This is a genomic window from Candidatus Protofrankia datiscae (assembly GCF_000177615.2).
Taxonomy (GTDB): domain Bacteria; phylum Actinomycetota; class Actinomycetes; order Frankiales; family Frankiaceae; genus Protofrankia; species Protofrankia coriariae.
In genome coordinates this window covers 1,631,887-1,645,561 of sequence record NC_015656.1, presented here as the reverse complement: position 1 = coordinate 1,645,561, position 13,675 = coordinate 1,631,887, and the positions used below count along the sequence as shown (strand labels likewise).

11 protein-coding genes are annotated in these 13,675 nt (G+C 71.8%); 7 read left to right on the top strand and 4 right to left on the bottom strand.

Features of this window, described 5'->3' with window-relative positions; all coding sequences use genetic code 11:
* The first annotated feature begins 124 nt into the window (after positions 1–124).
* The 5 genes from FSYMDG_RS06835 to FSYMDG_RS25220 all read left to right on the top strand — a co-directional run bounded on the left by FSYMDG_RS06835 (position 125) and on the right by FSYMDG_RS25220 (position 3,384).
* On the top strand, positions 125–397 hold the full coding sequence (locus FSYMDG_RS06835) for a YncE family protein (protein ID WP_131769747.1): 273 nt from the start codon (positions 125–127) through the stop codon (positions 395–397).
* 3 nt (positions 398–400) lie between these two features.
* Positions 401–733: a hypothetical protein gene (locus tag FSYMDG_RS06830; RefSeq protein WP_043603130.1), complete on the top strand. Its 333-nt coding sequence runs from the start codon at positions 401–403 to the stop codon at positions 731–733.
* 655 nt (positions 734–1,388) lie between these two features.
* Positions 1,389–1,961: a type VII secretion protein EccE gene (locus tag FSYMDG_RS24155; RefSeq protein WP_083828179.1), complete on the top strand. Its 573-nt coding sequence runs from the start codon at positions 1,389–1,391 to the stop codon at positions 1,959–1,961.
* A gap of 5 nt (positions 1,962–1,966) precedes the next feature.
* Positions 1,967–2,176: a hypothetical protein gene (locus FSYMDG_RS22840; protein ID WP_131792611.1), complete on the top strand. Its 210-nt coding sequence runs from the start codon at positions 1,967–1,969 to the stop codon at positions 2,174–2,176.
* A gap of 266 nt (positions 2,177–2,442) precedes the next feature.
* A complete protein-coding gene (locus FSYMDG_RS25220; protein WP_131772306.1) occupies positions 2,443–3,384 on the top strand; it encodes a hypothetical protein in 942 nt (313 codons plus the stop codon).
* Positions 3,385–3,391: 7 nt separating this feature from the next.
* Here FSYMDG_RS25220 and FSYMDG_RS06815 read toward each other — a convergent pair whose 3' ends face one another.
* A complete protein-coding gene (locus FSYMDG_RS06815) occupies positions 3,392–7,354 on the bottom strand; it encodes a type VII secretion protein EccC (protein ID WP_013872839.1) in 3,963 nt (1,320 codons plus the stop codon).
* Positions 7,355–7,527: 173 nt separating this feature from the next.
* On the opposite strand from FSYMDG_RS06815, the gene eccD reads away from it, so the two are divergent.
* Together eccD and eccB are read left to right on the top strand one after the other, a co-directional pair.
* Positions 7,528–8,937, top strand: coding sequence for a type VII secretion integral membrane protein EccD (eccD, locus tag FSYMDG_RS06810; RefSeq protein WP_013872838.1), 1,410 nt, complete (start codon positions 7,528–7,530; stop codon positions 8,935–8,937).
* Positions 8,938–8,946: 9 nt separating this feature from the next.
* Positions 8,947–10,347: a type VII secretion protein EccB gene (gene eccB / locus FSYMDG_RS06805; protein WP_013872837.1), complete on the top strand. Its 1,401-nt coding sequence runs from the start codon at positions 8,947–8,949 to the stop codon at positions 10,345–10,347.
* 38 nt (positions 10,348–10,385) lie between these two features.
* On the opposite strand, the gene FSYMDG_RS06800 is transcribed toward eccB, so the two are convergent.
* Genes FSYMDG_RS06800 through FSYMDG_RS06790 form a run of 3 tightly spaced genes read right to left on the bottom strand, consistent with a single transcriptional unit; the run spans position 10,386 to position 13,565 of the window.
* On the bottom strand, positions 10,386–11,696 hold the full coding sequence (locus FSYMDG_RS06800; RefSeq protein ID WP_013872836.1) for a S8 family serine peptidase: 1,311 nt from the start codon (positions 11,694–11,696) through the stop codon (positions 10,386–10,388).
* Positions 11,693–12,541, bottom strand: a complete 849-nt coding sequence (locus FSYMDG_RS06795) for an SseB family protein (RefSeq protein ID WP_043603127.1) — start codon at positions 12,539–12,541, stop codon at positions 11,693–11,695. Before FSYMDG_RS06795 ends, FSYMDG_RS06800 begins: the two co-directional genes overlap by 4 nt.
* Positions 12,474–13,565, bottom strand: a complete 1,092-nt coding sequence (locus FSYMDG_RS06790; protein ID WP_202797679.1) for an SMI1/KNR4 family protein — start codon at positions 13,563–13,565, stop codon at positions 12,474–12,476. Before FSYMDG_RS06790 ends, FSYMDG_RS06795 begins: the two co-directional genes overlap by 68 nt.
* Positions 13,566–13,675: the final 110 nt, after the last annotated feature.

The window sequence follows — 13,675 nt, the reverse complement described above, 5'->3', positions numbered from 1 at the left end:
CTGGGACATCTCCGACCACGGCCATCCCGTCCGCCTCTTCTCCTTCGCTCCGAAACAGGCTGGGAACTGCACGGCGTTCAGGCCGCGGGGACGCGTTCTCGTGTGCGGCGGGCAGTTGTACGACGTGACCGATCCCCGCCGTCCGAAGCTGCTGAGCACTCTCACGGATCCGGAGTGGCCCACCCTGCGTGTCTTCGACACCGCCCGTCTCTCCCCGGACGGAAACACCCTGATGGTCGCCGATTTCGAGAACTCCTACCTGTTCGACGTGTCTTCCCCCAGCAGGCCGAGATTTCAGGCGAAAATCAGCACGAACACGATGCCACCCGTCATCGCGTTCAGCCCGGACGGACGGCTCCTCGCCATATCCGATGGCGGCAACGGAATAGTGCTGTAGGACGTGACGATCACTGCCGCACCCCACCGGGTCACGGCGGTGACCCTACCCGCCTATCCGCGTGGTGTGGCATTCCCTGAAACCGGCGACACACTGATCACATATGACGAGTACGGCAATGTGGTCAACTGGGACATTGCCCCGCTGCGTGCCGCGGTGACGGATCCGGTGGCCCGCGCCTGCCGCCTGGCCGGGGCCAACCCGACCCGGGCGCAGTGGTCGGCCATGGCTCCCGGTGTCCCCTTCGACCGGGTCTGCCCGAGCCTTCCCGCGGCACCGCCACCGCCCGTCTTTCCGGCGTTGTCCCGGCCATCCCCGGTGCCGGCGGGAAACTGAAAGCCTGGCTGGCGAGCGCATGGTCCCGCACGCCATCACGGACCCGACGGCTTCATGACCCACGGGCTCCCGGCGGCACGACCGGCGTTCCTATGATGAACGGGGTGATGAACGGTGCGCAGCGGGCCCCGGTAACCAGAGCCACAGCAACCAGTGGACGGCAGGACAGTCAGGAGGATTGACCGAGCATGACCGACTCGCGGCAGCAGATGCGCCGGGCCGAGCGGATCACCACGGACAATGAACCATCCGGTCCGGTGACTCTTCTACCCCGCCGGCGACCCGGCTATCTCGGCCCGGTCCACATCATGCAGCTGTTGCTGGCCGAGACAGCGGTCATAGCCATCCTGGCGACGCTTACCCGCGGCACCGTGGCCATCATCGCCGCCGGCGCGGGCGCGACCGCGCTCCTGCTCGTGACACTGGGACGGCGCAACGGCCGGTGGTGGCTGGAACACCGCCTGATGATCATGCGGTACAACCGGCGCAGGCGCGCGGGCCCGGCCCGGCACTCCGACGACCCGCGCCTGGCCGCCCTGTCAGTGCTGGCCCCGGGCCTGACCGTCGAAAACGTATCCACCGGGGACGGCACACAGGTGGGCGTCGCGCAGGACGGCGCCGGCTGGTTCGCGGTGGCCGCCCCCACACCACGGGCATGTCCATATGTGACGATCCGGGCGGACGCCTGCCCCTGGAGGTCCTGGCAACCGCGCTCGCGGACACGCACCAACCAGGTGTCGTGCTACAGGTCGTCCGGCACACGGTACCGGTGCCGGGGCTCGACACCCATCCCGCGTCCCCGGCGGACCGGTCGTACCGCCAGCTCCTCGCCGGGTTCGGCGGGGCGCCGGTTCCCCTGGACGCGGTCACCTGGATCACGGTCCGGCTGGACACGCGGGCGCTGGCTGAAGCCGGCGCCGACCTCGATACCGATCAGGATGCGGCACCCACGGTCGTGGCGGCCCTGCTCCGCGGCGCCGTCAAGTCGTTGCGTCGGGCGGGCTTCCCGTGCCAGGTGCTCGACACCGCCGGCCTGGTGGACGCGCTGGCGCGATCCTGCGATCTGGACCTTACGGCGCGGGGGGCGCACCTGCCGCGCGCAGGGAGAAGTGGACCGCCTGGCACTCGTCCCGGCTGGCCCACCGCTGTTTCTGGATCCGGAGCTGGCCGCCGGTACAGGACGCCGCCGCGCTCCTGGACCGACTGGCCGCCGCGCCCACCGCCGTGACCAACGTGGCACTGATCATGGCGCCGAACGACAACAACGATCTGATCGACCTGCGCTGCCTGGTTCGCGTGGCGGCACCGGCCGCCGATCTCGACCGAACCTGTCAGGAGATCATGAACATCGCCGCACAGGCACACGCCGACCTCTTCCCGCTCGACGGCGAGCAGGCGCCGGCGGTCTACGCGTCAGCCCCCACCGGGGGTGGTGTGCGATGACCGCCTCCGGGCAGGGTACACACAGTGCAACCACGGGGGAACCGGCACCGGATGGCGAAGCCGGCGCGGAGCACCGCTCCACGCCGGTGCCGGCGGCGCTGGGCGCACAGGCGCAACCCGGCCCACGGGAACCGGCGATCAGGCGAACTCCAGGCCAGGATGCGCAGGCCTCCGGCCAGGCCGCCACACCCGCTCGGCCGGCCTCCGCAGCCGCCGGGGCCGCCGGGGCCGCCGGGGCCGCCGGGGCCACGACCACACACGCCACAATGGCCCAGGCTCAGGGCACGGCTGCCCAGGACGCCGCGACCCAGGCCGCGACACACACCGCGGCCGAGGCGAGGGCCGCCCCCGGCACAGCCCGGGGGGACACCGTCCATGACGGCCGCCGTCCTCCGAACGGCACCCCGCCGGACGGGCACGGGCCCCGCGGTCGCACCGGGCGGCTGGTCCGGCTGCGCATCGGCTCGCACACCGCGTCCGGGCCGGCGCTCGCCCGGCTGGGCGTCACCTCGCCGGCCGTCGGGCTGATCATCGGTGCCGACCGGGACCAGCGGCCGGTACGGGTGCGTTTCTTCCGCCCAGAGCCGACCAGGGTGACGCTCGTCGGCGGCGCCTGGGCCGGCAGGCTGATCGTGTTCCGGGCGCTCGCGTTCGGTGCGCGGGTGACCGTGATGACCACCGAACCCCGGGAATGGGACGATTTCAGCGAGCGCGCGACCGGTCGCGACGACCTCCTCAGCGTGCTGACGACCGAGCAGCCGCTCGCGCCGACCGCCACGGCGCAACGGCCGGTACTGCTTGTCCACGATCTCGGCACGATGAGAGCGAGCACACCCCCTCAGCTGGGTCCGTGGCAGACACAGTTCACCATCCTGCGGCAATTCGACCGGTCCGGGATTCCCTCGGTTCCCCGGGAACCCGCGCCTCCGGCACCGCGAAAAGAACATGATCGCGTTGGCGTTGGCCCTCTGGTGCGGGAAAGCCACCTGGTGGCGCTGCAACGACTCGGCGCCGTCGAGTCGGCGTTGGTCGGTGGCGCTCTGCGGCTACCCGGACATGCCATCCAGGCCCTGCAGTCGATGACGGACGACATGGTCACACTGGTTGGTGACGGAGCCGACTGTCAGGTGTGGCTCAGACAGACCGACGTGGAACGCGGGTACACGGGCGGGCCGTCGAGCCGCCCGGGGCACCGGACCGTTCCGTAACGGAACATCACTGCACCGGGGGCGTCCAGGGCATCTGGATGAGGCGGGCGCCGTGGCGGCGGGTGACAAGCCATCCTCGCCCGGGCGGCAGAGGCTGCGGTTTCATCGTGCCGAACAGCGCCCCCTCCTCCTTCGGACCGGACATCATGATGCCGGGCGAGGCGAGCTCCCGGATCCTGGAGATCACCGGGTCGAACATGGCCCGCCCGGCGCCGCCGATCCGCCTTGTCAGCACCAGGTGCAGCCCGATGTCGCGCGCCTGCGGCAGGAACTCGAGAAGCTGCGCCACCGGGTTCATCACGCCGCCAGCCACCAGGTCGTAGTCGTCGACCAGGAGATAGAGCTCGGGACCCTTCCACCAGCTCCGGTTGCGCAGTTGTTCCGGTGTCACGTCCGGGCCGGGCAGCCGCTCCTTCATCACCGTGGTGACCTGCCCGATGAGGTCCGCGGTGACCTGCTGGGACGTGCCGGTGCCGATGAGGTGCTCGGTGTCGACGCAGCCGAGCAGGCTGCGTCGCAGGTCGACCAGGATGATGCGGGCCTGGGCCGGCTCGTAGGCCCGGGTGATGCTGCGGGCGAGGCCGCGCAGGAACGAGCTCTTTCCGCACTCGACGTCGCCGAGGAGGATCAGGTGCGGGTCCGCGTCGAAGTCGACGAACACGGGCTGCAGGTCGGTTTCGGCGATACCGATCGGGATCTTCCCACCCCTGGGTTCGGGCAGAGACTCGTGGGGCAGCTCGTCGGGCAGCAGCCGGACCCGGGGCGCCGGTGCCCCGGTCCAGTACGTCCGCACGTGCGTGACGAACTCGGCCACGCCGTCAGCCAGGTCGTCGACTCGTTGCGCACCGTCGATGCGGGGCAGCCCGGCCTGGAAGTGGAAGCCGTCGGGTGTCAGACCCCGGCCCGGCTTCTGCTCCGGCACGTTCACCGCGGCACGGCGGTTGACCATCGAATCGGCAGGGTCACCCAGGCGCAGCTCCACCCTGGTGGCGAACATGTCCCGCACCGCGGCCCGGACGTCCATCCAGCGGTTGGCGGCGGCGAGGATGTGGATGCCGTAGCCGAGACCCCGGTTGGCCAGCTCGGAGACCACCGGATCGAGATCTTCGAACTCGCCGCGCAGGGTGGCCCAACCGTCCACGACCAGGAAGACGTCGCCGAACGGGTCCTGTGCCCCGAGCTGCCCGGCGCGCCTGGCCCGCCGGTACGCGGCGATGCCTTCCACGCCCTCGCCGGCGAACAGCGCCTCCCGGGCCTGCATCAGCCCGTACAGCTCGGCGACGGTGCGGCGGACCTTGTCGGCGTCACGCCGGGTGGCCACCGCGCCCACGTGCGGCAGGTTGACCAACGCGGTCAGGGCGCCACCGCCGAAGTCGAGGCAGTAGAACTGGGCCTCGGCCGGGGTGTGCGTGAGCGCCAGGCCGCACACAAGCGTACGCAGGAAGGTGCTCTTGCCGGTGACCGGGGCACCCACCACCATGACGTTGCCCGCACTGCCGGACAGGTCCAGCCACATCGGGTCGCGGACCTGCTCGAAAGGCTTGTCCACGACGCCGACCACGCCGTGCAGGCTGCCGTGCGTCCCGACGTCGTCGACGGTGAGGCCGCGCTCCGGCGAGCGCACGAGCCGGGGCAGAAGCTGGTCGAGCGTGGGCGGCTCGGCCAGCGGCGGCAGCCAGACCTGGTGGGCCGGCGGGCCCTGGCCCTCTATCCGCCGCACCAGCACATCCAGTAACGTCTCGCCACCGACGGGCTCCTCCTGCTCCGTCGCCGGCTCGGCCGGCTGGTCGGTGTGCGGCGGGGCCACATAGTAGGTGGAGAACTCCCGCACCGGGTCCACCGGCCGACCGCCGCTCGTGGGCACCACGCCGTCCCGGCGGTACACACCCGACACGTACGCCGCCTTGAACCGGACGAGCTCCTCGGTGCCGGTTCTCAGGTAGCCGTGCCCGGGCGAACGCGGCAGCTCGTAGGCGTCAGGCACCCCGAGCACCACCCGGCTTTCCATGGACGAGAACGTCCGCAGGCCGAGCCGGTAGGACAGGTGTGTCTCCAGCCCGCGCAGCCGGCCCTCCTCAAGCCGCTGCGAGGCCAGCAGCAGGTGGACGCCCAGCGACCGGCCCACCCGTCCGATCTGGACGAACATGTCGATGAAGTCGGGGCGTGTGGTGAGCAGTTCGCTGAACTCGTCGACGACGATCAGCAGGCTGGGCAGCGGCGCCAGCGGCACGCCAGCGGCCCGCGCCCGCTCGTAGTCCCGCTGCGAGGCGTAGTTGCCGGCCCGGCGCAGCAGCTCCTGGCGCCGGACCAGTTCGCCCGAGATCGCGCCGTGCATCCGGTCCACCAGGGACAGTTCGTCGGCCAGGTTGGTGATCACCGCGCTGGTGTGCGGCAGGCGGTCCAGCCTGGCGAAAGTGGCACCACCCTTGAAGTCGACCAGGACGAAGTTGAGGATCTCGGAGCTGTGCGTGACAGCCAGCGCCAGCACCAGCGTGCGTAGCAGTTCGCTCTTGCCCGACCCGGTCGCCCCGACGAGCAGGCCGTGCGGGCCCATACCGTCCTGCGCGGACTCCTTGAGGTCGAGCTCGATCGGGCGCCCGTCGAGACCGACGCCGAAGCGCAGCCGGAGCCGGTCCCGGTTGGGCCGGCTCACCCACATCCGTGCCAGGTCGAGCTCGTCAGGATCGCCGAACTCGAGCAGCTCGGCAAGGCCGAGGTCGGCCACCACCGCGGACTGCTCGGTGACCGACGTGACGGACAGCCGCAGCGGTGCCAGCCCGCGCGCCAGCACCTCCGCCTGTGCCGGGTCAAGCCGGTCGGCCCGCCCCACCTGGATCGTCCCGTCCATGGTGGTGCCCGAGATCGAGCCGTCCTCGGCGATGTCAAGCACCACGGTGGTGCCGTCCAGCAGCCGGAGCGGCGGGTTGGACAGGTCGAGGATGGTGACCCCGGCCACGCCGCCGTCGGTCATGAGGTGGTCCGACCCGGCGGTAGAGCCACCGTCGATGACCACGACCACCTGCGGCCCGGCGAAGGACCCGGGCGCGGCCGGGTCGAACCTCGGCCGGTTGGCCAGCACGTCGTCGAGCATGGCCTCCAGCGCCGTGACAGCCGGCGCGATGAGCCGGACCGGGCCGACCGCGTCCGCCTTGGTCGGATGCCCGGCGTGCGGCAGCCACTTCGCCCACTCCCACTGCGTGCGACGCAGGTGGTCGGCCACGGACAGACCGACCAGCAGGTCGTCCGGGGCATGGAAGGTGACGAGCTGGGCCAGCAGCGCCCGGACCAGGTCGCGCACCGCGTCCTCGTCCGGGCCGCGCAGGTAGACGTGGGAGAAGTCGCGCAACGCGATCGAGACCGGCAGGTCCGGTACGACCGAATAGGTGGCGACGAACTTCCGCAGGGCCATCGCGCACAGCAGCTCCAGCTCGTCGACCGGTCGGGTCTGCGGCGGCACCAACGGGGTCGCGACCTCCTGGGAGCCCAGGCCGATGCGTACCACCGTGAAGTCCACGTCGCCGCGCCGGCGCTCCCACAGCCGTCCGCTCATCGCCGTCGACCACAGGACGGACGGGTCGGGATGCCGGTAGTGGATCGCCTCGCGTTGCTGCCGGATCGTGTTACGCACCTGAGCGCGCAACTGGCTGAGCCGGCGCATGTACTGGCGACGCGCCTCGATCATCTCGCGCTTGCCCGGCCCGGTCTGCTGCATGGCCATCATGGCGATCATGCCGAGGATCGACACCCCGTACATGCCACCGGCCACGTATGTCAGCGGCCCGCCGCGCTGGACGCCCATCATCAGCCCCATGGCCGCTGCACCGGCCGCCATGGGCAGGATCATCAGCATCCGCTGCCATGTCCTGCCGGTGGTGGTCGGCACCTCCGGCGGCGGGTCGAGCAGCAGCTCGCCGCTCGGGAGGGCCGGCGCCAGGCGTCGCGGCGGACGTTTGACGACCACCGATGTCACGCCGCTGCCCTCCTCCCCGAACCGGCGGATCAGATCCTATAGACCGCGGCAGTTGCCCGATCAGACCGAAATGCTACGTTGAGTCCTCGGGGTCGACACGCATTGGGAGGTGCGCGGACCGTGAGCACCCCGCGAAATCGCTCGCCGCACCCACGACTGCGCGTGGGCAGCGCGTGACGGCCCCAGGCGGCCTGAGCCTGGCCAGGGTGACCGTCGCCGCGCCGGAGCGCCGCATGGACGTCGCGTTACCCGACAACATGATCGTGGGGGAGCTGCTCCCCCACCTGCTGCGCCACGCCGGCGACGACCTCGGCGACGAGGGCGAGCGGCACGGCGGCTGGGTGTTGCGCCGGGCCACCGGCACGGCCCTGGAGCCGACCCGCAACCTTGCCGCGCAGGGGGTGCGCGACGGCGAGGTTCTCCAGCTCGCGCCACGCCAGCTCGACTGGCCCGAGCTCGCCTACGACGACGTGGCCGAAGTGATCGCGAGCAGCTCCCGGCGGAGCGGCCGCTCATGGGGCAACGCCGCCACCCGCCGGTGCGGGCTCGCCGTCGCCAGCGGCGTGCTCGGGCTGGGCGTGGCCGCGGTGGCGCTGTCCGGCCCACCCTGGCCGCTGCCGGCCGGGCTGGCGATCAGCCTGGCCGCGCTGCTCGCGATCGTCGGCGTCGTCGCGGCCCGTACCTTCGCCGACGCCACCGCCGGCGCCGCGGCGGCCGCGTCCGGCCTGCCCTATGCCCTGCTCGGCGGCGCGTTGATCGCCACGCCGGCCGACGTCACGCTGACCCACCTGGGCGCGCCCAGCCTCCTCCTCGGCTCGGCCGCACTGCTGGTTTTCAGCGTCGCCGGCTACACCGGTGTCGCCGCGCTCCAGTCACTGTTCACAGCCGGCCTGGCCGCCGGCATCGCCGGGTTGCTCGCCGCCCTGTCGTGCCTCGCCGGCATGTCCGCGGCGGGGGCCGCGGCGGTCACCCTGACGGTTGCCATCGGCATGCTGTCCGGGTATCCACTGATCGCGAGTTGGATCGGCCGGCTGCCCGCACCCGAGCTGCCCGACCGGCCCGAAGGGATCCTCGAGGACCGGCCGGTGCCCAGGCGCACGGATGTCTTCGCCTCCGTGGCGCGCGCCCACGAGCTGCTTTCCGGCATGCTGCTGGCGACCGCCCTCGTAAGCGTCGCCGCCATGGCGTTCCTGCTGGCCGTCGACCGGACCGTAACCAGCGCGTTGCTCATCGTATCCGGGGCCTGTGCCCTGCTGCTGCGCGGCCGGCTGTTCCGCACGCTGCGGCAGCGGATCCCGCTGCTCGTCAGCGGGACAGCCGGGCTCGGGCTGCTGCTCTTCAGCGCCGACCTGGAGACCGACCGCGGCGGATCTCGGCTGCTGTACGTGCTGGTGCTGATGGTCGCCGCCGCGGCCGTGTTCGGGGCCGCGCTCCTGTTCAGCCGGCGCCGGCCCTCGCCCTATCTGGGCCGCATCGCCGACATCGCCGACGTGCTCGCCATCATGGCGCTGATCCCGCTGACCTGCGCCGTCATGGGGATGTTCGGCTCGATCCAGGGGCTGTTCGCGTCGGCCGGGGGGTGAGACAGCGCGGTGACACGGCGTGACCAGCTCCAGTCGTACCAGTTCCTGACCCAACGGGTGATCTCCGCGTTCGTCATGCGGGAGACCGACCCGCAGCAGACCCCGCTGCGCCGGGGCGTCGGCGCGGTCTTCGGCGGGGTGATGATCGCGGTGGTCGCGGCCACGGGCTTCGGTGTCTACGGCATCCTCACCAAGACTGACAACGGTGCCTGGAAAACCGACGGCTCGGTCGTGGTCGAGAAGGAGACCGGCGCCAGCTTCGTGTACTCCTCCGGCGGGCTGAACCCCACGCTCAACCTCGCGTCCGCAATGCTCGCGGCCGGGACGCCGAACCCGCGCGTCCACCGGATAGCGAGCAGGTCACTGGCCCTCGTCCCGCGCAGGGTCGCGATCGGCATTCCCGGCGCGCCCGACTCACTGCCCGCCGCGGGCAACCGGGTCGGCCTGCCGTGGACGCTGTGCACCGCGTCCGGGACGGACTCCTCCGGCAGGGCCGCCAGCACGGTGACGCTTGCGGTGGCCAGCGCTCCCACCGGCGGTCGCAGACTGGCCGCCGACGAAGGCATGCTGGTCAAGGACACGGTGACGGGCACCATGTACCTCGTCTGGAGCGAGCACCGCTACCAGCTGACGGACACGGACAGGGTGGTGCCGGCGCTGTTCGGGGCGCTGGTCACCGCGGTACCGGCCGGGACCTCGTGGCTGAACGCGCTGCCCGCCGGGGCCGGCATCGGCCCGATCGCGGTCAACGGGCGCGGCCGCCCGTCCCCGGCGGTACCCGGCCACACCATCGGTGAGCTGCTGGTCGCCGAGACCGGCTCCGGTCCGCAGTACTACCTGGTCTTCGACGACGGCATCGCCGCGATCACCCCGCTGCAGCAGGCCATCGCCAGCGTATGGTCGCCGGCACCGCCGACGCGGATCTCGGTGTCCGAAGCGACATCCGCGGCCACGAGCAGCCGGCTGAGCCGGCCCAGCGGGCAGGCGGCGCCACCCCCGTCCCCGCCCACCCTCGTCACCTCTGCCGGCGACGACCTCCTCTGCGCGGTGACCAACAACGCGGCGACCCCGCCGGACATCTGGGTCGGTGGCTCGGTCAAGGGGCTCGCCACGGCCAACCCGACCGGCACGATCGGCCCGGGCGGCGCGAGGCTGGCCGACCGGGTGTACGTGCCGGCCGGGCATGTCGCGATCGTGCGGGCGATGGGCGCGCCGAACACCACCACCGGGCCCTACTTCGTGATCACCGATGTGGGCGTCCGGTACGCGGTACCCACGCCAGGCGTGCTCGCGATACTCGGGTACGCACCCCAGCTCGCGGTCGACGTGCCGGCCGATCTGGTCAGGGAGATCCCGGGCGGCCCAACACTCGACCCGGCCGCGGCGACCAGGCCGGCCCCCCTGTCATAACGGCGCCGGCGCAATCCCGAGATCCCCGGTCGCCGACGCTAACGCTGCGGCTGCTCGTCGAAGAGCATGACCGGCGGGCCTGGCTCCCGCGGCTGCGGACGATGTGGCGGTGGCACGGCGAGCCCGGACCGCCAGGACCTGCGCCGGCCCCGCGGCAGCGCCACGGCCAACGCGAGCACGGCGATCACCATGATGGCGGCACCCGCGGTACCCACGACGGCGGTCTCCCGGGCCCGAGCCCACGTCGGCGTCCGCTCGTGGTGCGGGCGGGTCAGGGCGGGCAGAGGTACGGGGCTGGCGTCGACGAGCGTGTCGTTCACCGCCGCGTACGGGTTCACGATGCCCTGGCCGAGGTCAGGCCCGATGGCGGTCGGGATGGTGGTCACGGCGAGCCGCCTGGCGATCTGGCCGGATTTCAGGTCGGGGCGCCGGGCGCGAACCAGTGCGGCCGTCGCGGCGACCTGCCCGGACGCGATACCGGTGCCGCTGACGTTGACGGCCATGCCACCGGCCCGTTGCAGCGTCACCATCTCGGCGCCCGGCGCCACGAGGTCGACATAGTCACCGTGCGCCGACCCGGCCCACCGGTTGCCCTGCTGGTCGATCGCGCCGACCCCGACGACACCGGGATAGGCCGCGGGGTACGGGATCGGGTTGCGATCGTTCGCGTCACCCCGGTCACCGACCGCCGCCACCACGGTGACACCCCTGGCCAACGCGTCCGCGACCGCCGCGCGAACCGCCGTGTTGTCGACATAGACGGCCACGGCGACATCGATGACCCGCGCGCCGCTGGCAGCCGCCCAGGCGATCCCGCGGGCGAGCACCGTCGGGTCCACCTCGGTGGAGCCGAAATGCTGGTCGGCGATGACACGTACGGGCAGGATCGTGACGTTGGGCGCCAGTCCGGCGAACCCGACGTCGTCAACCCGCCGGGCGGCGATCACTCCCGCCACCTGGGTACCGAGGCCGAGGCAATCGCTGTTCGCCGTACCGCCTGAGGCGACCGCGTCAAAGCCGGCGGCCACATGACCGGCCAGCTGGGGATGGTTGGCGTCGACACCGGAGGAGAGCACCGCGACGGTCACACCGCTGCCACGCGTGAAGGGCCAGACGTGGTCCGGTGCCAGCAGCTGCTGTGCCCAGGGGACACCCCGGAAGTCCTGCCCCGGTTCGGTACAGTCCCGCCCGGTCGGGACGGCCAACGCGCGAGCCGGCAGGACGAGCAACACAAGCAGCAGAGCAGGCAGCGAGGCAAGCAGCAGGGTGGGCAGCGGGGCGGGCAGAGCCCGCACCGCGTCGTGAAGGACTGATACCCCGACGGTCGGCGCCCGTCTGGTACCGCTCACCGATCGGCGCCTTCCCCCGAGCCGTCCCGTGGCTGCCAGAGCAACAGCGAGCGCACCTGGTCGGCCGGCACCTCGATGCCCCATGGGATGCCGGGATTGACCGACAGGGCATGGCCCTGCGGGCAGACGCCGGCGAGCAACACGAACGGCAGGGTGACCGACGGCCCCTGGTCGGGGTGCGCTGCCGCAAACATCTCCGCCGAGGTGAACACCTCGATGGCGGGCGCGTCCGGGACACCGGCCATAAGCCAGGGAAAGCCCTCCTCGAGGATCTCCTGCGGATCGGCCACCTTGCGCGCGGTCGGTACCACGACCCTGGCGTCCAGGAGCCTGTCGACATACCCGGCGGTGTCGGCGCGGGCAGCGGCGGCGCGCAGTGCCTCGTCGGTGTCGAGAAGCGCGGACGCCGCCTCGGGGTCGTCGGCCATCGCGTCGACGATGGCCTCGCCGGCGGTCTGGATCTCAAGCTCTCCCCGGGCGGCCGCCTCGACCGCCTCGACCGGCAGGTACGCGTCGATCGGGTAACCGGGGTTGACCGCCAACCACCACTGCGGCGTCGGCCATTTCTGGCGTAGCTCGGTGTAGCTGGTGGTGGTGTAGGCACCCGAGAAGGCGGCCAGACCTTCGACCGAGGTGAACACGGGCAGGACGGTCTGGCCGGCGAACTCCCCGGTGATGAAGGTCTGGCCCCGCGCCTCGTCCGCGCCGGCCCGGGGTGGGCCGACCTGGGGCAGGTAGAGGTCGGCGGTGGCGAGGATCCGGAAGAACCCGGCCCGGTCAGCGTCGGTCAGTGCCCGCGCCATCGCGACCTCGGTGTCGTTCGCCGGCTGCCATGCTGTGGTCACTGGGGCTCCGTGGTCGCTGGGACTGCGCCTTGCTCCTCGATGGACGGCTCCTCGATGGCACGCGCCGGGAGGCCGGCAGGCTCACGCCCGTCCCTTCTGGCACCACGACCGTGGCCGGGTTGTGGGCGGCGAGCTCCCGCAGCGAAGGGGGCGGCTCGGTCAGCACCTGCCAGAACGCCACGAAGTCGTCGGCGCACCGGCGCAGAAGCCGCTTGCACACGTCGCCGGCCGTGTACGTATCGGTGTCCCGCGGGTCATCGTCGTCCCAGTACCAGATCGAGCCCTCGTCGCCGCCGCGCACCCGGACGGCGATCAGCCCACCCTGTACGTACCCTATCGCCAGGAAATCGGGGGTGAGCCGGTCACCGAACCAGGCGTTCGCGTACACCAGATCCTGGAGCCGGTCCTGGCGGGCCACACCGAAGAACGGCTGATCGACGACGAAGCCGAAACCGGGGTGCACGGCTGGCGCGGCCGGGCATCCGCCGTTCGTCCGACGCAGAAACGACCGGTAGCCGGCGGGCAGGCCATACCCCAGACGCTCCTCCACTTTCTCCATCACCTCGTCGGACAGCCGCTGCGTGAACCGGATCCGTGGCGGTGCCCCGCCCTCCGCCGGCAGGCCGCGTCGGGCGCGATCGGCCTTGCCGGTGCTCACCCCACCCAGATGCCGGTACGCACCATGCAACTCGACGGGGACGAGGGCGATCCGGCGTGTCCCGGACAGCAGCACCGGCAGGTGCGCCCAGGTCCACCCGGCCGGGGTGGCGCCCCCGGGCAGGCCCGCCCAGAGCGGATCTCCGCTGGCGGCCATGGTGTTGTTGGCGGTGAGCACGTCGACCACGCGTGCCTCGTCCACGCCGAGATCAGGTGAGCACGGTGGCAGCCGGACGACGGCATGTGCGCACGGGATCCAGTCGGGGAAGCCGTGCGGCCCGACCGGGATTCCGTCCCGGTACCGGATGCGCAGCATCGGCGAAGCAGGATGGACGATCTGGAACACATACCGGCCGCCGGGAATCACGCGGGGCTCCCGTGCAGGCGAAGCGGTTCCGTGCGGTACAACCATCGCTCTCCTTTCTTCCCACGCACCTGCCTGGAACGCTGAAACTGTCCCGACGCCAACTGTCCCCG